The 21,466-nt window shown below is 52.3% G+C and carries 24 protein-coding genes; 15 read left to right on the top strand and 9 right to left on the bottom strand.

Annotation, left to right across the window (positions count from 1 at the left end; all coding sequences use genetic code 11):
- The first annotated feature begins 134 nt into the window (after nucleotides 1-134).
- Nucleotides 135-875 carry a dienelactone hydrolase family protein gene (locus ACT53C_RS06615; RefSeq protein ID WP_476145330.1) on the top strand — a complete coding sequence of 247 codons (741 nt, stop codon included), beginning with the start codon at nucleotides 135-137 and terminating at the stop codon, nucleotides 873-875.
- 167 nt (nucleotides 876-1,042) lie between these two features.
- Nucleotides 1,043-2,557, top strand: a complete 1,515-nt coding sequence (gndA, locus tag ACT53C_RS06610) for an NADP-dependent phosphogluconate dehydrogenase (protein WP_194749725.1) — start codon at nucleotides 1,043-1,045, stop codon at nucleotides 2,555-2,557.
- A gap of 286 nt (nucleotides 2,558-2,843) precedes the next feature.
- On the opposite strand, the gene ACT53C_RS06605 is transcribed toward gndA, so the two are convergent.
- Complete coding sequence (locus ACT53C_RS06605) at nucleotides 2,844-3,023, bottom strand: hypothetical protein (RefSeq protein ID WP_194749724.1); 180 nt, start codon at nucleotides 3,021-3,023, stop codon at nucleotides 2,844-2,846.
- A gap of 336 nt (nucleotides 3,024-3,359) precedes the next feature.
- Here ACT53C_RS06605 and thiS point away from each other — a divergent pair, with 336 nt between their 5' ends.
- From thiS to ubiA, 6 genes are all read left to right on the top strand, one after another.
- Complete coding sequence (gene thiS / locus ACT53C_RS06600) at nucleotides 3,360-3,563, top strand: sulfur carrier protein ThiS (RefSeq protein WP_476145329.1); 204 nt, start codon at nucleotides 3,360-3,362, stop codon at nucleotides 3,561-3,563.
- Nucleotides 3,564-3,614: 51 nt separating this feature from the next.
- On the top strand, nucleotides 3,615-4,397 hold the full coding sequence (locus ACT53C_RS06595) for a thiazole synthase (RefSeq protein ID WP_476145368.1): 783 nt from the start codon (nucleotides 3,615-3,617) through the stop codon (nucleotides 4,395-4,397).
- A gap of 2 nt (nucleotides 4,398-4,399) precedes the next feature.
- Nucleotides 4,400-4,783: a Co2+/Mg2+ efflux protein ApaG gene (apaG, locus tag ACT53C_RS06590; RefSeq protein ID WP_275356445.1), complete on the top strand. Its 384-nt coding sequence runs from the start codon at nucleotides 4,400-4,402 to the stop codon at nucleotides 4,781-4,783.
- Nucleotides 4,784-4,950: 167 nt separating this feature from the next.
- Nucleotides 4,951-6,108, top strand: a complete 1,158-nt coding sequence (gene mltA, locus ACT53C_RS06585; protein ID WP_476145328.1) for a murein transglycosylase A — start codon at nucleotides 4,951-4,953, stop codon at nucleotides 6,106-6,108.
- The gene (locus tag ACT53C_RS06580) at nucleotides 6,069-6,668 is read left to right on the top strand and encodes a chorismate--pyruvate lyase family protein (RefSeq protein WP_476145327.1); all 600 of its coding nucleotides are present in this window, start codon (nucleotides 6,069-6,071) and stop codon (nucleotides 6,666-6,668) included. Before mltA ends, ACT53C_RS06580 begins: the two co-directional genes overlap by 40 nt.
- 24 nt (nucleotides 6,669-6,692) lie before the next feature.
- Nucleotides 6,693-7,556 carry a 4-hydroxybenzoate octaprenyltransferase gene (gene ubiA, locus ACT53C_RS06575; RefSeq protein ID WP_476145326.1) on the top strand — a complete coding sequence of 288 codons (864 nt, stop codon included), beginning with the start codon at nucleotides 6,693-6,695 and terminating at the stop codon, nucleotides 7,554-7,556.
- Here ubiA and ACT53C_RS06570 read toward each other — a convergent pair.
- Nucleotides 7,548-9,095, bottom strand: coding sequence for a type IV pilus assembly protein FimV (locus ACT53C_RS06570; RefSeq protein ID WP_476145325.1), 1,548 nt, complete (start codon nucleotides 9,093-9,095; stop codon nucleotides 7,548-7,550). The genes ubiA and ACT53C_RS06570 overlap by 9 nt on opposite strands.
- Nucleotides 9,096-9,469: 374 nt before the next feature.
- Here ACT53C_RS06570 and rplM point away from each other — a divergent pair, with 374 nt between their 5' ends.
- From rplM to erpA, 6 genes are all read left to right on the top strand, one after another.
- Entirely contained in the window at nucleotides 9,470-9,898 is a 429-nt protein-coding gene (gene rplM, locus ACT53C_RS06565) for a 50S ribosomal protein L13 (protein WP_194749720.1), read from the top strand.
- A 22-nt stretch (nucleotides 9,899-9,920) separates the two neighbouring features.
- A complete protein-coding gene (rpsI, locus tag ACT53C_RS06560) occupies nucleotides 9,921-10,313 on the top strand; it encodes a 30S ribosomal protein S9 (protein ID WP_049639496.1) in 393 nt (130 codons plus the stop codon).
- 118 nt (nucleotides 10,314-10,431) lie between these two features.
- Nucleotides 10,432-11,478, top strand: coding sequence for an N-acetyl-gamma-glutamyl-phosphate reductase (gene argC, locus ACT53C_RS06555; protein ID WP_194749719.1), 1,047 nt, complete (start codon nucleotides 10,432-10,434; stop codon nucleotides 11,476-11,478).
- Entirely contained in the window at nucleotides 11,478-11,840 is a 363-nt protein-coding gene (locus ACT53C_RS06550) for a hypothetical protein (RefSeq protein WP_194749718.1), read from the top strand. Before argC ends, ACT53C_RS06550 begins: the two co-directional genes overlap by 1 nt.
- Before the next feature lie 65 nt (nucleotides 11,841-11,905).
- Nucleotides 11,906-12,313, top strand: coding sequence for a bactofilin family protein (locus ACT53C_RS06545; RefSeq protein WP_476145324.1), 408 nt, complete (start codon nucleotides 11,906-11,908; stop codon nucleotides 12,311-12,313).
- A gap of 66 nt (nucleotides 12,314-12,379) precedes the next feature.
- Entirely contained in the window at nucleotides 12,380-12,736 is a 357-nt protein-coding gene (gene erpA, locus ACT53C_RS06540; protein ID WP_194749778.1) for an iron-sulfur cluster insertion protein ErpA, read from the top strand.
- Nucleotides 12,737-12,815: 79 nt separating this feature from the next.
- Here erpA and gltA read toward each other — a convergent pair whose 3' ends face one another.
- Nucleotides 12,816-14,105 (bottom strand): citrate synthase, encoded by a 1,290-nt coding sequence (gltA, locus tag ACT53C_RS06535; RefSeq protein ID WP_275356458.1) that lies wholly within the window; start codon nucleotides 14,103-14,105, stop codon nucleotides 12,816-12,818.
- A 184-nt stretch (nucleotides 14,106-14,289) separates the two neighbouring features.
- Nucleotides 14,290-15,417: an anhydro-N-acetylmuramic acid kinase gene (locus tag ACT53C_RS06530; RefSeq protein ID WP_476145367.1), complete on the bottom strand. Its 1,128-nt coding sequence runs from the start codon at nucleotides 15,415-15,417 to the stop codon at nucleotides 14,290-14,292.
- A 124-nt stretch (nucleotides 15,418-15,541) separates the two neighbouring features.
- Here ACT53C_RS06530 and tyrS point away from each other — a divergent pair, with 124 nt between their 5' ends.
- A complete protein-coding gene (gene tyrS / locus ACT53C_RS06525) occupies nucleotides 15,542-16,780 on the top strand; it encodes a tyrosine--tRNA ligase (RefSeq protein ID WP_476145323.1) in 1,239 nt (412 codons plus the stop codon).
- Between the two features lie 45 nt (nucleotides 16,781-16,825).
- Here the strand turns inward: tyrS and ACT53C_RS06520 are convergent, their stop codons facing one another.
- From ACT53C_RS06520 to ACT53C_RS06500, 5 genes are read right to left on the bottom strand one after another with little or no spacing between them, the layout of a single operon-like run.
- Nucleotides 16,826-18,370 carry an RNA polymerase factor sigma-54 gene (locus ACT53C_RS06520; protein ID WP_275356460.1) on the bottom strand — a complete coding sequence of 515 codons (1,545 nt, stop codon included), beginning with the start codon at nucleotides 18,368-18,370 and terminating at the stop codon, nucleotides 16,826-16,828.
- A gap of 6 nt (nucleotides 18,371-18,376) precedes the next feature.
- Entirely contained in the window at nucleotides 18,377-19,120 is a 744-nt protein-coding gene (lptB, locus tag ACT53C_RS06515) for an LPS export ABC transporter ATP-binding protein (protein ID WP_194749713.1), read from the bottom strand.
- 8 nt (nucleotides 19,121-19,128) lie between these two features.
- The gene (lptA, locus tag ACT53C_RS06510) at nucleotides 19,129-19,743 is read right to left on the bottom strand and encodes a lipopolysaccharide transport periplasmic protein LptA (protein WP_275356461.1); all 615 of its coding nucleotides are present in this window, start codon (nucleotides 19,741-19,743) and stop codon (nucleotides 19,129-19,131) included.
- A 58-nt stretch (nucleotides 19,744-19,801) separates the two neighbouring features.
- Nucleotides 19,802-20,425, bottom strand: a complete 624-nt coding sequence (gene lptC, locus ACT53C_RS06505; protein WP_194749711.1) for an LPS export ABC transporter periplasmic protein LptC — start codon at nucleotides 20,423-20,425, stop codon at nucleotides 19,802-19,804.
- Between the two features lie 25 nt (nucleotides 20,426-20,450).
- Nucleotides 20,451-21,452, bottom strand: a complete 1,002-nt coding sequence (locus tag ACT53C_RS06500) for a KpsF/GutQ family sugar-phosphate isomerase (RefSeq protein ID WP_275356795.1) — start codon at nucleotides 21,450-21,452, stop codon at nucleotides 20,451-20,453.
- Between the last annotated feature and the right edge of the window lie 14 nt (nucleotides 21,453-21,466).

The following is a 21,466-nucleotide window of genomic DNA, read 5'->3' as shown; positions in this document are numbered from 1 at the left end:
TGATGAAGGCAAGCTACCTAGACTTTGTCAGCCGGAATTGCAAAAAATTCTGCTTGCCCTGACACAATATCTGTGAAAAGCCATGCAAACAGCGCTAGAATAGCCGGTATTTTTTGATTGTTTAAGGATTTATCATGCTGATTACGAGCGAAATCGTTGATTTGGACACCCCGACCGGGGTGATGCGTACTTATTTTCATCGTCCAAAACACGATGGCAAAGTGCCTGCGGTTTTGTTTTACTCTGAAATTTTTCAGCAGACCGGTCCGATTGAGCGCGCAGCGCGCTTTTTAGCAGGGCATGGTTATGCCGTGCTGGTGCCTGAAGTGTTCCATGAGTTGAATCCGATTGGCACGGTATTGGGCTATGACGATGCTGGCCGTGACAAAGGCAATGCGGACAAAATGGCCAAAGATGTGCAGGCCTACGACACGGATAATCGCGCCATGATTGACTATCTGAACAAGCAAGCCTGGTATGACGGCAATTTGGGTGCGGCCGGTTTTTGTATCGGTGGTCACCTGGCTTTCCGTGCAGCTTTGCAACCCGAAGTCAAAGCGACGGCCTGTTTCTATGCCACCGATTTGCACACCAACATTATCCCGAACCAGCCTGGTCAGCACAGCATGGACCGTGTCGGCGAAATCAAGGGCGAGTTGCTTATGATCTGGGGCAAGCAAGACCCTCATATCCCGGGAGATAAACGTGCAGAGCTGTATAACCGCTTTGCCGCGGTGCCCGGACTGCATTACACCTGGCATGAATTTAATGGACAACATGCTTTCATGCGCGATGAAGGGGAACGTTACGATGCGCAGCTGGTCAACATTGGATATCAATTGACCTTGCAGATGTTCGGTAACGTACTCAAGTAACCGACTGGAACACTTGAGCGAAAGAAAACTAAGGTGCTGAAAATGTTATGCCAGTTGCGATTCTCAAAACAACTTGCATGGGATATTCAATACATACCCTAGTCCAAGCACAGGCCAAAAGCCTGTGCTTTTTTTTCAACTAAATTAACCATTGTTTAGAGAGAACTATGACTATAAAAAATGCGGATATTGGATTGGTAGGATTGGCAGTGATGGGCCAAAACCTGGCGCTTAACATTGCTGATCACGGCTATACCATTGCGGTCTATAACCGTGACCCGAAAAAAATGCTGAACTTCATCGAGGAGTGTAAAAAGAATGAGCCCTCACATGAGCGTGTGGTAGGGCATGCTGATTTGGCCTCTTTTGTACTGAGCATCAAGCGTCCACGCAAAATTGTGTTGCTGGTGAAAGCCGGGAGCGCGACCGATGTGACCATTAACGCCCTGTTGCCTTTCCTGGAGCAAGGGGACATTATTATTGATGGCGGTAATGCGCTGTGGACGGATACCATCCGTCGCGAAAAAGAGCTTGCTGCCAAAGGCATTGAGTTTATTGGTTCCGGCGTGTCTGGTGGTGAAACCGGTGCCCGCTTTGGTCCATCGTTGATGCCTTCAGGTACACGCAAGGCCTGGGCTAGTCTGGAGCCCATCTGGCGCGATATTGCAGCCAAAGTGGATCCTGTGACAGGTGCCCCGTTAGAAGGTGGCGCACCTGGCAAACCAGTTCAGGGTGGGTTCTCTTGCGCGGAATATATCGGCCCGGACGGTGCGGGTCACTATGTAAAAATGGTGCACAACGGTATCGAGTACATCGATATGCAGTTGATTTGCGAAGCCTACTGGCTGATGAAAAATCTGCTGGGCATGCCGGCCGATGAAATCGGCAAAGTGTTTGCCGAGTGGAACAAAGGTGAGCTGTCCAGCTTCCTGATTGAAATTACGGCCGATATCCTGCAGCAAAAAGATCCGGCTGGCAAAGGCTTCCTGGTTGACCAGATTCTCGATACGGCAGGCCAAAAAGGCACCGGCCAGTGGACGGCGGCCAATGCGCTCGAGTTGGGGGCGCCCGCCAATGCGATTGCAGCTGCCGTCTATGCGCGTGCATTATCCAGCCTGAAAGAGGAGCGTGTTGAAGCCAGCAAGATCCTCAAAGGTCCAGTGATTGTGCAAGAGAAAGACAAGGTTGCAACCATTGAGGCGATCAAGAATGCCTTGTATTGCTCCAAAATCTGCGCCTACGCACAAGGCTTCCAGCTGATTGATAAGGCGCAAGTGGCTTACAACTGGAAACTCAACTTCGGTGAAATTGCCCAGATCTGGCGTGGCGGTTGTATCATCCGCGCGCGCTTCCTGCAAAAAATCACCGATGCTTATGCATTGAACTCACGCCTGAAAAACTTGATGCTGGATCCATACTTCACCAATGCGATGAACGAAGGTCAGGCCGGCTGGCGTAAAGTGATTGCGTTGGCTGTGACCAATGGCATTCCGGCACAAGGCTTCGCGGCGGCATTGGCTTACTATGATGGCTACAGAAGTGCTGACTTGCCAGCCAACCTGCTGCAAGGCCAGCGTGACTACTTTGGCGCACATACCTATGAGCGCAAAGATCAGCCACGTGGTCAGTTCTTCCACTTAGATTGGCCAGAAGCTGGTCGTCCACAGCTGTCGGTTGAATAGTCTGCAGTTTCTTAGGATAGCAGTGACCGCTCTTACGGGTCGTCGCTGCTTCTGAATCAACCGCTGAAAAGAAAAAAGATGGCGATAAAAGCCATCTTTTTTCTTTGTCTCATCATTACCTCTACTTTAACGCAGGGAATTCGATATCGCAGTCGTTGCGCAATTTTTGGGTAAAGGGCGCCCGAAGTGAATTTTCACATATTTCCGGCTAACCCAAGATTGGATTCAAGCATCCAACCTGAAAATCAGTGACCCGTTGCGGGGTCGGTTTGAAACGCCCTGCGTATTAAACGCAGTCGCAACTCGATTCCAAAAAGCGATGAAGCTCGTTGATGGCTTTCAAGTGTTGCTGTTCTTCGGCAAACGCTTTAGCGTTGGGAGCAGCATTGTTGAGGCTGGGGGCGTAAATTTCATCAATCAAAAAATGTTGTGATGAAACGGCTTGGTAGGATTCTACGATTTGCATTTTTACTCTTCCTTTTGGGATTCTCAATATTCATTACACAAAACAACGAATTGTGTTCGCCGTGCTTGTGGCGCCAAAATTAACAAAAAGTTCATTCTGCAGCAATGCGGAATTTGCCGTAGTGACCAAACTTGTCAAATTCTTCAGGCATATTTGTATCGCTACAACATTAAAGCAAACATGGTGCCATGTTCACGCTTAAAATAACGCATACTCCTCCAGGTTGGATGACACGTGTTGAAGATGGCTTGAAACCATGTGACGTAAAAACTGAAAGCCAAATCCGCTGATTTTTCGTAGAATAACGGCTTGTTTAATAAAACCTTTAAAAGCAGCATGCAAATTTTCGTCAATGGTAAAGCCATGCAACTTGCCGCAGAGGCCATGAGTCTGCAAGCGTTGGTCGAGCAGATGCAACTGACAGGCAAGCGCATTGCGATTGAGCGTAATGGCGATATTGTGCCGCGTAGCCAGTTTGCCCACGTGCAGTTGCACGCGGATGACAAGCTGGAAATCGTCGGTGCGGTCGGTGGCGGTTGAGCGCGATCTCATCAGCGTTATGCAGCTAAGAATGGAATAGAAAGTTTAATGATGAATGATGCTTTAGTGATTGCCGGTCAATCTTATCAATCCAGACTGTTGGTTGGCACCGGCAAATACCAGGACTTTACGCAGACACGCGCTGCGATAGACGCCAGTGGCGCTGAAATTATTACCGTGGCCATCCGCCGGACCAATATCGGTCAACATGCAAGCGAACCTTCTCTGCTGGAGTATTTGCCGCCGAACGAATTTACTTATCTGCCGAATACCGCGGGTTGTTACAGTGCTGAAGAAGCCGTGCGCACCTTGCGTCTGGCGCGTGAGTTGCTGGATGATCACCGCCTGGTCAAGCTGGAGGTATTGGGTGATCCGAATACCTTGTATCCGAATGTGACCGAAACCATTGCTGCAGCCAAAACGCTGGTCAAAGAAGGCTTTGAGGTCATGGTGTATACCTCGGATGACCCGATCATCGCCAAGCAACTGGAGGATATTGGCTGTGTGGCAGTGATGCCGTTGGCCTCGCTGATTGGTTCCGGCATGGGGATTTTAAATCCATGGAATCTGCAAATTATCATCGAAAATGCCAAGATCCCGGTCTTGGTGGATGCTGGCGTAGGCTGTGCGTCTGATGCGGCGATTGCGATGGAGTTAGGCTGTGCCGGCGTGTTGATGAATACTGCCATTGCGGCTGCGTGTGACCCGGTGTTGATGGCAGGCGCCATGAAAAAAGCCATTGAGGCTGGCCGGGAATCCTTTTTAGCCGGACGTATGGCGAAAAAACTGTATTCTGCCAGCCCTAGTTCACCAACCACTGGCATGATAGGATAAATGTGACCGAACGCGCCCTCTATGCCTGTCAGGTGTCTGTCGAGACAGAGTACTTGCCTGATCAGTCTTCGCCAGAAACGGGGCAGTACATCTATGCCTATACGATTACGATCCGCAATACCGGGCAAACGCCTGCGCAGCTGATTAGTCGACATTGGGTGATTACCGATGCCATGCAACAGGTACGGGAAGTCAAAGGGCTGGGGGTGGTCGGCGAGCAGCCCTTGCTGGCGCCCGATGCAGAATACCGCTATACCAGTAGCGTCATGTTCAGTACACCCAGTGGGGAAATGTATGGCACTTATCAGATGGTGGCCGTCGATGGTCACTGGTTTGAAGTCGATATCCCGACGTTCTGGTTGCATCAGGCAGCCGGGCTGCATTAAACCGCACGCGCAAACATTTGCCTCGTCTGCTGTCTGCTGCATGAGGCCGCAGACCTATCAATGGTCTTTAAGTTGAAGTCACAAACGTGTTAACCATCAAAAACAGTTCTGTCATCCGTCTATGTCTTGTCCTTTCCAGTCTGCTATGGCTGGCAGGATGTCAAACGGTGCCAACGCCGGACACCTCGGGCAGAACATCGCCAGCTCCGAGCAAGCCTGCGGTTGAAAGGCCCGGTACGAGTAGCAGTGTCCCGCCTGTTACGCCATCACAAGCCTTTGCCTTGCTCCAGCCTGCGCAGTGGGCAGACCTGCCAGGGTTGGAAAAAGAAGACTGGATCGCCAGCTGGAAGGCATGGCTACAAGGATGTCAGGGGCTCAAAAACAAAGCGGACTGGAAAGCGGTTTGTGCTGCCGCGCTCTTGGTGCAGGCTGAGGATGTGTCTGCCATTCAGGCCTACTGGCAACAATATTTTAATGTGTATGCCACGCGGCAGGCGGATGGCGCCTCGCAGGGCTTGATCACCGGCTATTATCAGCCTGTGTTGCAAGGGGCTAGGCAAGCAAGTCCGCGTTACCGCGTCCCGCTTTATCAAGTGCCGTCGGATTTGATTACCGTGAATTTGTCGGCATTGTTTCCCGAGCTCAAGTATAAACGCGTGCGTGGCCGCTTGCAGGGCCAAACGCTGATTCCCTATTTCACACGGGCAGAAATTGAGCAGCCGCAATCGCCGTTGAATGGCAGTGAGTTAATCTGGGTCAGCGATCCGGTAGAAGCATTTTTTCTGCAGGTACAGGGGTCGGGCATCATTGCGCTTGAAAACGGCGAGCGTGTTCCCGTAGGTTACGCCGACCAGAATGGGCACCCTTACCAGTCTATTGGCAAGATCCTGGTGGAGCGCGGAGAAATGACCGCCAGCGAGGCTTCCATGCAGGGAATCAAGGCTTGGGCACAGCAGCATCCCGAGCAGTTACGCGGTTTGCTGGATGCGAATCCCAGCTATGTGTTTTTCAAGTTGCTGCCACCGGGGTTGTCCGGCCCATTAGGCGCATTAGGGGTGCCGCTCACAGCTGAACGTAGTGTTGCGGTCGATCCGTTTTACATTCCCCTGGGCGCCCCGGTCTATCTGGCGACCACTTACCCCAATGATGTGGCACCTTTGCAGCAATTGATGCACGCTCAGGATACGGGGGGGGCGATCAAGGGCGGCGTGCGTGCCGATGTGTACTGGGGAGAAGGCGATGCTGCTGGCAAGCTGGCGGGGGCCATGCGCCAACAAGGGAAATTATGGGTGTGGTTGCCCAAAACGTTCCCGTTGCCACATTGACCGAGATGCGGCAGCTGAAGCAATCTTCTGAGCGGGCCTGGCAACGCGCTGTTGTTGGTCAAACACCCTTAAGGTCCTGGTTGCAGGAACGGGGTTCATTAACTGCCCGCCTGAAAAAACACTATCCGGCGTTTTCGGTTGAGCTGTTGGCCCAAGCCTGGCGCAAGCCGCATGTAGACGAACAGGCCATGTTGCGCCTGAATGCGATGTCCCGTGCATGGGTGCGAGAAGTCATGTTGCGCGGAAACGGCCAGCCGCGCGTGTTTGCGCATAGTGTCATCGCGCGTCAGGATTTGCGCGGACCATGGTGCCGCTTGCGTGCAATCGGGCGGGTGCCGCTCGGGGCAGCGCTGTTTGCCAATCCTAAAGTCACACGTGGGCCGTTGCAGTTCCGCAAATTGTACGCACAGCATCCCTTGCATCAGGCGGTATGCCGCTATCATCCGCAGTTGCAGCAACATCCCCTTTGGGCAAGGCGCTCCTTGTTCCGTCTGCATCATCACCTTTTGCTGGTGACAGAAGTGTTTTTGCCTGCTTGTGTGGATCATCCCCATGATTAATTTTTTAATCGGAAAGCTTTTGTAATGCAGTCAACCATCAACTGGCATGCGTATTATCGCTTAACCCGTCTGGATAAGCCGGTCGGGATTTGGTTGCTACTCTGGCCCACATTGTGGGGGCTGTTGATTGCAGGCGCAGGGTTCCCTGATCTATGGGTGGCAGCCGTGTTTGTGTTGGGTACGATACTGATGCGCTCAGCCGGCTGCGCATTGAATGACATTGCCGACCGGCACTGGGATGGCGCGGTGGCGCGCACCCAACGCCGGCCGTTGGCGACCGGGGAGATTTCTGTCAAAGAGGCTTATGCCGTGGCGGTAGCGCTAGCTTTGATAGCGTTTGTGCTGGTGTGTACGCTGGGCATGCAAGTGGTGCTGTGGTCCGTCCCAGCTTTGTTTCTGGCGGTTAGCTACCCGTACACCAAGCGCTTTTTTGCCATTCCACAGGCCTATTTGGGCATTGCGTTCGGCTTTGGTATCCCGATGGCATTTGTTGCCTTACAGGGGGCTGTGCCGGCAACTGCCTGGTGGTTGTTGCTGGCGAATGTCTCCTGGTCAGTGGCCTATGATACGGCTTATGCCATGGTGGACCGTGAGGATGACCTTAAGATCGGCATCCGTTCATCCGCGATTACCTTTGGTCACCGTGAGGTATTCGCGATTATGCTGTGCCTGATTGCCACGCTGGCCATGATGGCCTGGGTCGCCATTCAGCTCAGGCTGGGCTGGCCATTCTGGCTGGGTTGGGTGGCCGCTGCCTTACAGTTATTCAGGCAATATGGACTGATCCGTACGCGTCAGCGTGCGCAGTGTTTCAAGGCATTTTTGGAGAATATCTGGATAGGCGCGGCATTAACCGCAGGCATCGCTGGTGCCTATTGGTTAGGCTGATTTGCGTCCACCAGCGGGCTCAGCCAGCTCAAAGGTGAAGTCGGTCCAATACTGGAAGGGCGCTTGTTCTGCCGGAGCGAGGATATAGATGTCTTCAGAGAGTTGCTGCAACTCGCGCAAGTTACCATTGATGGACGTCTCTTCGTCCGGGGCTTTTGGCGCAGGGGGCATTGCAGGCAGGTTTTGTGTCTGGCAGGCAATTTCTTTCAATAGCATGAGGTCTTCAAAGACGCTACGCTCAAAACCCATACGCGGCACAAGGCGGGTGTTGTAAACCAGGTCGTCAATCAGCGCAATCACCTGCGGCGTGCCCCAGGCCTGCTGCAAGGCTTTCATCACGCGCGGGAAAGATTCGATGCCTTGTTGTTTGAGGTCTGGCGCGTGCTCTACATTCAAGTTGAAATGCTTGCGGCACTCGCTGGCCATCATGTCAAACTCCTGGTGCTTGCCTTCTTTGGATAATAAATCCAGTAAATACAGCCACATCCAGGGGGAGCATTTCGGGTGTTTGGCCAGGTGTTGTTGCAAGTGCTCAATGGCCTGATTCACTCGACCATGTGTGAAGAGTCTGGAAGCATCTTGCATCACGGACTGCGTGCTTTTTTGTGAGCTGAGTTTTTGTGGAACCGCTTCGAGCCCGAGCACATCATCATTGGCGTGGATAGGAACCGACTTCAAGCGACTTCCGGTTCGTTGGGTATAGGGCGGTTGCGTCGCACCAGAGACTGGTTGTGCAGGACTTGGTGAGCTGGTGAGTGGCGACAAAGTGGTTGTGAATCGCTGGCTGGTTTGCGGCTGGGTCGCCGGACCGGTGGATTCTTCCGTGGCTGAGGCTGGTTGGCGGCCTTTGGCGCGCTTGGGTACTGCCGCATGCCGCCTGAGCCAGTCGGCAAAGAAAAAGCCGCTGGCGATCAAGGCCAGGCCTAGCGTCATCACCAGTGTGCGCAGCAGGTGGTTTTCATTCTGCACATGGACCAATTGCGATTTCAGAGAGGCGAGTAAATTCGTTTGCGCCAGTGAACTGGCATAAAGGGCATCGGATTTGCTTTGCAAGGTGTTAAATGCCTGCTGCAATTCATTGATTTGTTCCTGTAACTTGTCGTAGGCCTCCAGCGGGATGCCCTCCTGTACCGGTTGAGAGGGTGCCTGTGGGGTCGAGGTGGGCGCCTCTGCAGTAATTGGCTGGGTCGCTGTTTGCTGAGGCGCCTCTACTTCAAACGACACCTTCATGTCCGGGTGCAGGGTAAAGGTCTGCGCGGTGCGCTGGCATGTATCTGTTAGGGTGACTTTGACCGGGCTGCTCATTGCGCGGTCGGACCATAGCATGAGCATGCCTTGATCCGCGCTCAGTGTGGTGTATTCCAGATGCACAAAATCAGCCACAGATTGCTGCAGTTGAAAACAGCTGATGTCCGTACTGGATGTGGCATGCGTGATCGGCACTTGTGCCAGCAGGGGTTGGCCAGGTTCAGACTCAAAGCGGAATGCGGATAAATCCGCGGCCTGCACGAGTGAGGTTGGCGCTAACAAAAGCCACAATGGCAACGCCATGCAGCGCAATGCTGTTGTAATCGTGGACTCTCGCGTCTGTGAATGGCCTGAGCGCATGAAAATATTATTTTTTAATCTCTGCGGTTGAAATGATTCAGTGCATCAAGTCGAAACTTGAGCTAATATAGCATCTGTTTGCAATTATTCCTGATAAAACAAAGATCTTTTGCTTAAAAAGCATACTTTACTTCAACTTATTTGCAAAATTGATGGCAAACAGCCCCAAATCTGCAGCCTGATAAAATCATCAAGGCTCGCGGCATTGGTCAGGGATTATTTTAGAATAATCCGTTGACAAGCTTTCTCAAGCTAGCATATAATCCGCCCTCTTAATTTATACGCTATAACTCGGTAGTTATAAAATGAAAACTTTTTCAGCAAAATCGCATGAAGTACAACGTGACTGGTTCGTGATTGACGCCACTGACTTGGTATTGGGTCGTCTGGCCAGCGCAATCGCTCATCGTCTGCGTGGTAAGCATAAAGCTATTTACACACCGCACGTGGATACAGGCGACTACATCATCGTAGTCAATGCGGACAAAATTAAAGTAACCGGTAACAAGGCTGGTGACAAGCTGTACCACCGTCACTCTGGTTATCCAGGCGGTATTACAACCACTTCATTCTCCAAAATGCAAGACCGTTTCCCAGGCCGTGCATTGGAAAAAGCAGTGAAAGGCATGTTGCCAAAAGGTCCTTTGGGCTATGCCATGATCAAAAAAATGAAAGTGTATGCGGGTGACAAGCACGAGCATACTGCGCAACAACCGCAACCATTAACCATCTAATTCAAGACGATTAGGATAAAACATGATCGGTAAATACAACTACGGCACAGGCCGCCGCAAAAGTTCAGTGGCACGTGTGTTCATCAAGTCCGGTAGCGGCAATATCGTTGTAAACGACAAGCCAGCTGACGTGTACTTCTCACGCGAGACTTCTCGCATGATTTTGCGTCAACCTCTGGAATTGACCAACAACACTGCGAGCTTTGACATTCTGGTCAATGTGCATGGTGGTGGTGAATCCGGTCAAGCTGGTGCAGTTCGTCACGGCATTACCCGTGCATTGATTGACTACGATGCTGCCCTGAAGAGCGCATTGTCCCACGCTGGTTTCGTAACACGTGATGCACGTGAAGTTGAACGTAAGAAAGTCGGTCTGCGTAAAGCACGTCGTCGGAAACAGTTCTCCAAACGTTAATTTTTCAACGTTTGTTACAAACCTGTTGTGCAAAAAGGTCGCATTGGCGGCCTTTTTCATTTATATTAATTAACTTTTTACGCAGTGTGCGTTTTAACTCCTCAACTGGGTAAGGCAGATGGAAAAGATTAAGGTAGGCATCGTTGGCGGCACAGGGTATACCGGTGTAGAGTTATTGCGCTTGCTGGCGCGTCATCCCAATGTGCAATTGCAGGTCATTACTTCACGGGGTGAAGCGGGCCTGCCTGTGGCAGAGATGTTTCCCAGTTTGCGTGGCGTCGTTGAACTAGCCTTTAGTGACCCAGCGACCGTTGATCTGACCCAATGTGATGTGGTGTTCTTTGCAACGCCCCATGGGGTGGCCATGGCACAAGCGCCTGCGCTGGTGGCTGCTGGCGTGAAGGTGATTGATCTGGCAGCAGATTTCCGGTTGCAGGATGCCGCTGTCTTTGAAAAATGGTACAAACTCCCCCATAGCTGTACCGATATTTTGCAAGATGCCGTCTACGGCTTGCCAGAGCTATATGGCGAAGAGGTGCAGCAGGCGCAAGTGATTGGTAATCCAGGGTGTTACCCCACCACCGTGTTGCTGGGGTTGGCGCCCTTACTTGAGCAAGGCTGGATTGATTTCTCGGTGCCAATTATCGCGGATGCGAAGTCGGGTGTCTCCGGCGCCGGCAGAAAAGCAGAAGTGTCTACGCTGTTCTCTGAAGCGAGTGATAACCTCAGAGCCTATGGTGTGGCCGGGCACAGGCATCATCCCGAGATTCTGGCACAACTCAAAAAACTGTCTGGCAATGAAGCTGTCCAGCTTATCTTTGTGCCGCATTTGATCCCGATGATACGCGGCATGCTCAGTACGCTCCATGTCAAACTCAATAGGCAAGCGCAGCGGGCATCCATTCAGCAGGTGTATGAGCAACGCTACCAGGGGTCGACTTTTGTCGATGTGATGCCGGCCGGTGCGCTTCCCGAGACACGCTCGGTCCGTGGATCGAATGTTTTAAGGATGGCGGTGTACCCACAGGCAGATGATTATGTCACAATCATTGTCGTGCAGGACAACCTGGTTAAAGGCGCCTCTGGTCAAGCGGTGCAGAACATGAACCTGATGTTCAATCTGGCCCCTGAGGCTGGTTTGCAAGTGTTGCCATTGTTGCCATAATGATCAGGCCTATCCGCAGAAGACTCAGGAATCACTTTGGCCTGACTGCCAAACAGGTGGCTGTGCGCTCACATCGTCCCTGGTACTTTCAGGGGATATTGGCGGTTTCCTATGTGGTGATTGGGTTTGCATTGGCCTACTGGGTGTTGCATGATGATGATAGTGAAAATATTCGGCATCGCCTGCGCCAGGTCACGACGGAAAATATAGAGTTGCAGAAGAAACTGATCGCTTCCCAGCGTGAGTTACAGGTGGAATTGGCAACGAGCAACAACCTGGCCAAAACACTGACTGCGCAGCAGGACGAAAATATCAAGCTCAAAGAGGAGCTGGTTTTTTACAAGAACATGACCAAGCATTGAGTCTGTGTGAGCAGCGCTGACGCAATCAGGATTGCCATTTAAGTAAATTCGGAACAGGAAGTCGCATGTTTTTCAAGAAAAGTGTTCAAATTGACAGTCACATTGATACCCTGATCGGGCATGAAACGCAGTTAAATGGCAATATGCAGTTTGCAGGTGGCTTAAGAGTAGATGGCTTGATCGTTGGTAATGTGATTGAAAAGCAAACCCATCCCAGTACACTGATTATCAGTGAAAACGGGGCGGTGACCGGCAGTGTAGAGGCTTCCAAAATTGTACTGAACGGCATGATACGCGGGCCGGTGCGGTCTTCCGTCTTTATCGAGTTGCAAAGCAAGGCGCGTATTATCGGCGACCTGTATTACAAATCGCTCGAAATGCACACCGGTGCAGTGATTGAAGGAAAACTGATTTATCTGGGTGAGCAGTCGGAAGCAAGCCCCACAGAAACATCAACGACAGAAGCCACTTAAACGCAGCCACTTGAAATCCGGCGGAATACCGCCATATACTGAATACGAATTTTACAGGAGTCTATGATGACCACAGAAGCCACCCTTGAAATGCCTAGTCCTTTGGTATTTACCGATAATGCTGCCAAAAAGGTCAAAGAGCTGATTGATGAAGAAGGTACGCCAGAGCTGAAACTGCGTGTGTTTGTGAGCGGTGGTGGTTGTTCCGGCTTTCAGTATGGCTTCACCTTTGAAGAAGAAGTGAACGACGACGATACCCAAGTGGACAAGGACGGCGTGACCTTGTTGATTGACCCGATGAGCCTGCAGTATCTCATGGGCGCAGAAATCGACTATACCGATAGCCTGCAAGGCTCGCAATTTGTCATTCGTAACCCGAATGCGACCACCACTTGTGGATGTGGTAGTTCATTCTCGGTTTAAAAACTAGCGTAACTCAAAATAAAAAAACGCCAGATGATGTCTGGCGTTTTTTTATTTCTTCACTATTTGCATCGCGAAACTAACGCTGATGCAAAGGCACGAATTCCCGACGCTCAGACCCCACATACAATTGCCGAGGACGGCCAATTTTCTGTTCGGGGTCGGCGTTCATCTCACACCATTGTGAAATCCAGCCTGCAGTGCGGGCCAGGGCAAAAATCGCCGTAAACATCGAATTGGGGATGCCCATGGCGCGCATGACGATGCCACTGTAGAAGTCCACGTTTGGATAGAGTTTGCGCGAAACGAAGTATTCGTCCTCAAGCGCAATTTTTTCCAGTTCCATCGCCAGTTTGAACATCGGGTCATCGTGCAGGCCCAGTTCATTGAGCACTTCATGGCAGGTTTTGCGCATGATAGAAGCGCGCGGGTCCATGTTGCGATAAACGCGGTGACCAAAGCCCATCAGGCGGAAGCTGTCGGTTTTGTCTTTGGCGCGTTTGATAAATTCGCCGATGCGGCTGACGTCGCCGATTTCTTCCAGCATGTTAAGCGTGGCTTCGTTGGCACCACCGTGTGAGGGGCCCCATAGCGAGGCGATGCCGGCTGCGATGCAGGCAAACGGGTTGGCGCCGCTGGAGCCGACCAGACGCACGGTAGAGGTAGAAGCATTTTGCTCGTGATCTGCGTGCAGAATCAGGATGCGTTCAAATGCACGGGCCAGAATCGGATTAGGCACATAATCTTCACAGGGCGTGGCGAACATCATGTGCATAAAGTTTTCGGCGTAGCCCAATTTGTTTTTGGGATACATGAATGGCTGGCCGATGTTGTACTTATAGCTCCAGGCGGCAATGGTGGGAACTTTGGCCAGCAGGCGCATGGCAGCCACTTTACGTGATTCCGGGTCGGACACATTGTTGTTGTCTGGATAGAAAGCCGCCATGGCGCCTACGACCGCGATCATGACCGCCATCGGGTGCGCATCGCGGCGGAACCCACGAAATACATTGCTCATCTGGTCGTGCAACATGGTGTGTTCGCTGATGGTGCTCACGAATTCCTCACGTTGATTGTTATCCGGCAGTTCGCCGTGCAGCAACAGGTGCGAGACCTCAAGGAAGTCACAGTTCTCGGCCAGTTGCTCAATCGGATAGCCACGGTAGTAAAGCAACCCTTTTTCACCATCAATAAAGGTAATGCCAGACGTACACGATGCGGTAGACATGAAGCCAGGATCAAACGTGAAATAACCATGTTTGCCCAGGCTGCGGATATCAATCACATCCGTGCCCAGTGAGCCTTTTAGTACCGGTAGCTCAATTGCGCTACTATCGTTGTCAAATGTAATGGTCGCCTTGGTAGCCATAACGTACTCAGTCTTTAATCAAGTTGGTTAAATTATACGCAATCGTTTTGTTTTATCACCGCTTGTGCGGTGACTGTCGCGGAAAAGTTAAAAAAACAATCAAAAGCCTGCACCAGATGTAATCAAGTCACTGGTGCGTTTGCACTGCTTTTGGGAATCATTGCTACGCGTCGTTGCCGGGGGCTTAGTTGGGGTAAACGGCACCCAGAATGCGAGGCCCCGCCGCGCCGGTGACTGCGGCCAAATTGCCCGGCAAATGATCTACACAGCGTTGCGCCAGCCAGGCAAAGGCGACCGCTTCCACCCAGTCCACGCCAACGCCCAATTGATCCGTCAGTTGTATGGACTGGCCAGACAGCGCCTGCAGTCTATTCAGCAAGGCCAGATTATGCGCACCACCCCCACAGACGTAGACTTCCTGAGCCCCTGGGCAGAATCGCGTCAGCGCATCGGTGATGCTCACTGCTGTTAACTCAAGCAAAGTACGCGCCACATTTTGTGCACTGTCGGGGTACTGATGCAGCAGTTGCATTAACCAGGTGTCGTTAAACAGGTCGCGTCCCGTACTTTTAGGTGCGGCCAGTGCAAAATAAGGATCGGCCAACATGGCATTGAGCAAGTCTGGATAAGTTTTCCCGCCAGCTGCCCAGTGCCCGCCCGCATCATAGGGTTGGCCTGTGTGTTGCTGGGTCCAGGCATCCATGAGCAGGTTGCCGGGTCCCGAGTCAAAGCCTGTGACTTGTCCGCGTGCTGGTAGATCACTCAAGTTGGCAATGCCGCCGATATTAATGATGACGCGATGCCTGTCTGCACTCGTAAACACCGCCTGGTGAAAGGCCGGCACTAACGGTGCACCTTGGCCGCCAGCGGCAATATCGCGACTTCTGAAGTCGCCAATGACCGTGATCCCTGTTAATTCTGCCAAGCGGGCATGGTTGCCCAATTGTATGGTGTATGCCATGCCCTCTGCCAGTGTCGGACAGTGCCGGATGGTCTGGCCATGGCAACCGATGGCTGTCACGGCCTCGGCACGGATGTCGGCGAGCTTAAGCAGTTGCTTGACGGCTTGCGCGTAGAGTTCTGCGAGCTGGTTAGCAACCACTGCGGCCTCGTGTAACTCGTTATTGGCGGGCGTGTGCAAGGCCAGTAGACGCTGTTTAAGCGCGTCAGGGTAGGGCAGAAAATAGGTGGCCGTTTGTGTCAGTTGCTCGCCCCGTTGCGAGGTGAGCACGGCATCCACCCCGTCCAGGCTGGTACCGGACATCAGTCCAATAAACAAACGTGGCTGGGAGCGATCGGCAGAAACTTGCATGGGTGTCATTTTAACACTGCTCCAGCCGCGCTTACAGAAATGCATGGGATTACGTTAAAATAGCTGTTTTACTTATTTGAGACGGTGCCATCAGTGCGCATCGTTGTATTTGACGGATACCCGCATGACCGATACCAAACAACCCTCATCTGAAGTGCCAGCATTGAGCCCAGAAATTGCCAAGGCGTTGGCCATTATCAAGCGTGGTGCAGATGAGTTACTGATCGAGCAGGAGCTGGTCGAGAAACTGAAAACAGGCAAGCCGTTACGTGTGAAAGCAGGCTTTGACCCTACCGCGCCCGACTTGCACCTGGGTCATACCGTCCTCATTAATAAATTGCGCCAGTTGCAGGACCTGGGCCATCAGATTTTATTCCTGATCGGTGACTTTACCGGCATGATTGGTGACCCAACGGGCAAAAGCGCCACCCGTCCACCCTTAACCGTGGAGCAGGTCAAGGCCAACGCCGATACCTATGCCGCACAAGTCTTCAAAATACTGGATCCCACCAAAACCGAGATTGTTTTTAACTCCAACTGGTTAAGTGAACTCGGTGCGGCGGGGATGATCAAGCTGGCTGCCAGCAATACCGTGGCCCGCATGCTGGAGCGGGATGACTTCTCCAAACGCTTCAAGGGTAATCAACCGATTGCGATTCACGAGTTTCTGTACCCGTTACTGCAAGGATATGATTCGGTCGCCCTGCAAGCGGATCTTGAGCTCGGTGGTACCGACCAGAAGTTTAACCTGCTCATGGGGCGTGAGTTGCAAAAGCAGGCCGGCCAGTCGCAGCAATGTGTGCTGATGATGCCGCTGCTGGAAGGGCTGGATGGCGTCAATAAAATGTCCAAATCACTCGGTAACTACATTGGCATTAGCGAGGCGCCAGAGACTATTTTTGCCAAGATCATGTCGATTTCAGATGAACTGATGTGGCGCTATATTGATTTGCTGTCTTTTGCGACGCTGGAAACCATTGCCGAATGGAAGGCGCAAGTCGCCAGTGGCGCAAACCCCCGCAATATCAAGGTCGGCTTTGCCCAAGAAATTGTGGCGCGTTTCCATGGTCAAGCCGCGGCTGAAAAAGCCTTGCAGGACTTCCAGACCCGTGCCAAAGGCGGCATCCCGGATGACGTGCCCGAAGTTGAAGTGACCATTGAAGGCGACAGCATCGGCATTAGCCAATTGTTAAAACAGGCGGGCCTGGTTGAAAGCACCAGTGAAGCCATGCGCGCAGTGCAGCAAGGCGGCGTCAAGCTCGACAGCGTCAAGGTGGATGATAAGAATCTGCCTTTGACTAAAGGTGTGACAGTGATCGCACAGGTGGGTAAACGTAAATTTGCCAAGATCACAATCAGGTGATCGGAGCTGAGAAACAAAAAAGGCCGCATCTGCGGCCTTTTTTGTTTAGAGCGTTTTGCGCAAGTTCGCGGGCGGAATATTCAGGGACTCGCGATATTTGGCTATGGTACGGCGGGCAACGACGATGCCTTGTTGTGCCAGTGTGTCGGTGATCTGGTTGTCCGACAAAGGCTTTTTCGGGTTTTCTTCGGCCACCATTTGCTTGATCAAGGCTCGGATGGCGGTGGCAGAGCAGGAGCCGCCTGCGTCTGTGGCTACCGAGCTGCCAAAGAAGTATTTGAGTTCATAGACGCCACGCGGTGTGAGCATATACTTATGCGTGGTGACACGTGAAACTGTGCTTTCATGCAAGTCGAGTTCTTCGGCGATTTCACGCAGTACCAGTGGGCGCATGGCTATTTCACCATGCTCAAAGAAGTTGCGTTGGCGGTCTACAATGGCTTGCGACACGCGCAAAATGGTCGAGAAACGCTGCTGGATATTCTTGATCATCCATTTGGCTTCCTGCATCTGGCTTTGCAGGTATTGGCCTGAACTCTCGCGGTTGCGCTTGAGGATGTCCGCATACATCTGGTTGATGCGCAGTTTGGGGATCACGCCATCATTTAAGGAGGCGACCCAAATGCCCTTGATTTTTTTAACCACCACATCGTGCTGGATAAAGTGATCGTGACTAAAGCTGGAAAACTCGCTGCCGGGTCTGGGGTTTTGCTGGCGGATCAGGTGCTGCGCCGCCTTGAGTACCGCTTCATCGCAACCAAGCACCTTGCGCAGTTTGACAAAGTCTTTGTTGGCAAGCAGCGCCAGGTGGTCTTTGGCAATGGCAATGGCGGTTTGCAAGTGTGGCGTTTCTTGCGGCAAACGCGTCAGTTGCAAGAGCAGGCACTCGCGTAAATCGCGCGCACCTACGCCTACAGGGTCCAGATTCTGGATCAGCTTGAGGGCGGTTTCCAGTTCCAGCAGCTCGACCTCAAGTTCGAGTGGCAAGTGCTCCACAATCTCCTGCAGATCTTGCTCCAGATAGCCATCATCAGTGATGCTATCCAGTAGCAGTTTGACCAGGCTCATGTCACGTTGCGACAAATGTGCCAGTTGTATCTGGTCAATCAGATGCTCGCGCAAACTGATGCTGGTGGTTTCCTGTCTGGAAAAGTCACTGTCTTCGTCTTCCTGATGATTGCGTCCGGCTTCGTCCCAGTTGCTGGTGCTGCCAAACTCTTCATAATCATCTTCAAACTCTGGCGGCGTGAATTCCTCGTTTAAATTGGGCAGGTCGCTCTCGCTCCCGCCCAACTCATCGTGCAAGTCTTCACGCAGACTTTCTGCCGGTGCGGTGATCTCTTGCTGCGTTGCCATGTCAAACGAGCTGGCATCTGTCGGCTCAGCTTCTACAGTGGGGGGAGGCGGTGTGTTATCTTCAAACTCGCCTTCTTCACCGTCTGACATTTCCAGTAACGGGTTTTCCTGCAGGATGGTTTCTAGTTCCTGGTTCAGTTCCAGCGTGGAAAGTTGCAGCAAACGGATCGATTGCTGCAGCTGCGGCGTCAGCGCCAGATTTTGCGAAATACGTAATTGCAGGTTCTGTTTCATGACGGATTACAGCCTAAAATTCTTGCCCAGATACACTTCACGCACACCTTCGTTCTGAATGATTTCATCGGGCGTGCCTGCTGCAAACACAGCGCCTTCATTGACAATATAAGCGCGGTCACAGATGTCCAGCGTTTCGCGCACATTGTGGTCGGTGATTAAAATACCAATATTCTGACTGCTCAGGTAGCGGATGATTTTCTGGATTTCGATCACGGCAATCGGATCAATCCCGGCGAACGGTTCATCCAGCAAAATAAATTTAGGGTCAGTGGCCAGGCAGCGCGCAATTTCAACGCGTCGACGTTCGCCACCAGACAAGCTGACGGCCTGACTGTTGCGGATGTGCTGGATATGCAATTGATCCAGCAAGGACTCAAGCCTTGCCTCACGCTGCTCTTCCGTATAGGGACGGGTTTCAAGAATGGCGAGGATGTTGTCGGTTACGCTGAGCTTGCGGAAAATGGATGCTTCTTGGGGCAGATAAGCCAGGCCCATGCGCGCGCGCTCATGCATGGGCGCGCGGCTCACGTCGGCGCCATTCAGCGTAATGTTGCCTTCATCCAGCGCAACCAACCCTACAATCATGTAAAAGCTGGTGGTTTTGCCTGCCCCGTTGGGACCCAGCAAGCCGATCACTTCGCCACTGCGTAACTCAAGCGTCGTGTTTTTGACGACGGTACGGCCCTGATAGGTTTTTTTCAGGCGGTTAACCTGCAAATGGTTCTGATCTGCTGCCATGGTTTCCATCTTTAAGCTTACTCTTTGCCTTGCTCACCAGTGTTTTCGGCAGGGGCAGGTTCGACCTTGAGTTGCAAGGAGCGATTCATCCGTAATCCCTGTTGAGAGGTTGGCTTGTTGTCAATGACAGGCGGTGTGGTTTTATTTTTAGGCTGTATGGTGGCCTTGACGCGGCTGCCAGCCGTTCCGTTCGGGTTGGCTTTGGTGCCGCCAATCACCTCGGCATACTCGGCGTTGGCGTCGTAGCTGATGTAGTCCCCGGTCACGATGTCTTCACCACGTTTAACCCAGGCATTGGTATACAGTTGCACTTTATCCATGCGGGCGTTGTATTCGATACGTTGACCACTGCCTTGCATCCACTCGTCTTTACCGGTACGTTTTTGTTTGAACGTGGTGGGGTTGCCGGTACAGGTGCTATGTTGAAAGCCGTCCTGATCCTCGCGTACGATCATTTTGTCCGCCTTGATTTGCAAAGTGCCCTGATTAAGAATCACGTTGCCCGTGTAGATACTGATTTTTTTAGCATCGTTCACGGTCACGGTATCCGCTTCAAGCTCTATCGGTTGATCTCGGTCAGATTCTTCGGCCAGCACACTCAGCGGCATGGACAATAGCGCCCATACGCTCATGCAGATCGCTAAAAATAAGGGCTTGTGCGTGTTCAACTCATTTCTCCATAATCAACGGTCATTGGCGTTCTGTGTTTGACGCCTGGGCCGGGCTTGCCAAATTGCTGGCGACGGGTGGACGCTCATAATGCACATGCACCCGGTTAAACAATTGCATGGTATCAGCCCGGTTATCAAAACGCATGCCCGTGCCTGTAATCACTGTCGCCGGTTTTTGGCGGATGACCACCGGCTGGTCTGTGTGTGCCACCTCGGTGTCCGGCTCCAGCCAAAGCCGCTCGGTTTGCATTTGTGTTTCTGGCTTGGTGGCAGAGGCTTGGCGGATCACCTTGACCTGTTTGCTAAACTCCACCAGTTTACCATTGGCGGAAACACGTCCTTGCTGACCATAAATTTGCGTGTAAGGCTTGTTCAGGCCAAACTGGGTAAAGCGTGGCCGCTGCAATTCTGTATAGTCATTGGCAGGAAAGTGGCGCATTTTTGCGGCCGCCAGCACATATTTGGTATTACCGGACGCATCCGTGCGGGTACTCACAAAGTTGTACAACATGTAGTCCGGCGCTTGGCGATTAAGTATGTTCATTTTGAGTGCTTGCTCTTGTACATTCTGGTTAATCCAGAATGTCAGCAGCGCCAGCAACAGCATTAACGCAATCGGCAACAAAATGGGGTGTTTAAGCATGCCTGAATTCTAATGCCTGTTTAAGCTAAACGACTTTGGCTTTCAATAAGTCATGCATATTGAATGCCCCTACCAACTGCCCTTGGGCATCTACTGCCAAAAAGCCATTTATTTTGTGCTGCTCCATCATGTTAACTGCTTCAACCGCCATCTGATTCGTCTCCAGCAAATACGGCTGTTTGTTCATCACGGTATCAATGGATGCCTGTGGATTGTTCTTGCCCTGCATAAACAAGCGGCGCAAATCGCCATCGGTAAAAATGCCTATTGGGCGTTGCGCGTGGTCCACAATAGCCGTGAAGCCCATGCCCTTGAGTGAAATTTGCGTGATGGCTTCCTGAATGGAGGCGTGTTGATCGATTTGGGGCACGGCCGCGCCGGTGCGCATGACATCCTTGATGCGCACCAGTAGCCGTCTGCCCAAGCTGCCACCGGGGTGCGAACGGGCGAAGTCTTCGGCAGTGAACTCACGCAAATCGAGCACGCAGAGTGCTAAAGCATCGCCAAGGGCCAAGGCCGCTGTCGTGCTGGCTGTGGGAGCCAAGCCGAGTGGGCAAGCCTCATGGCTCACGGCAGCACTCAAATGCACTTCCGACTCACGTGACAAGGTGGAGTCTTCGCTGCCCGTGATGCTCAACACCCGAGCACCGATGCGGCGGATCGCCGGCAAAATATTAATAATTTCATCACTCTCGCCAGAGTTGGACAGCGCGATCACCACATCTTCTGCCGTAATCATGCCCAAGTCGCCGTGGCTGGCCTCGGCCGGGTGCATGAAAAACGCCGGTGTGCCGGTACTGGCCAAGGTGGCCGCAATTTTGCCGCCGATATGGCCGGATTTGCCCATGCCCGTGACCACCACCCGGCCCTTGCAGGCCAGAATCATATGCACGGCAGCCTCAAAAGCCGAGCCAATGCGGTCTGCCAGATGCCTGATTTCATCGGCTTCGTGCAACAACACCCCTCGTGCGCGCGACACGATATCGGGTGTTTTAACAAGATGGATGCCGGAATTTGCTGTCATCATGGCGGGTAAGTATA

It is taken from the genome of Methylophilus sp. DMC14 (assembly GCF_056314085.1).
Note: the sequence above shows the minus strand (reverse complement) of the source record. Positions and strands in the feature narration are given on the sequence as shown.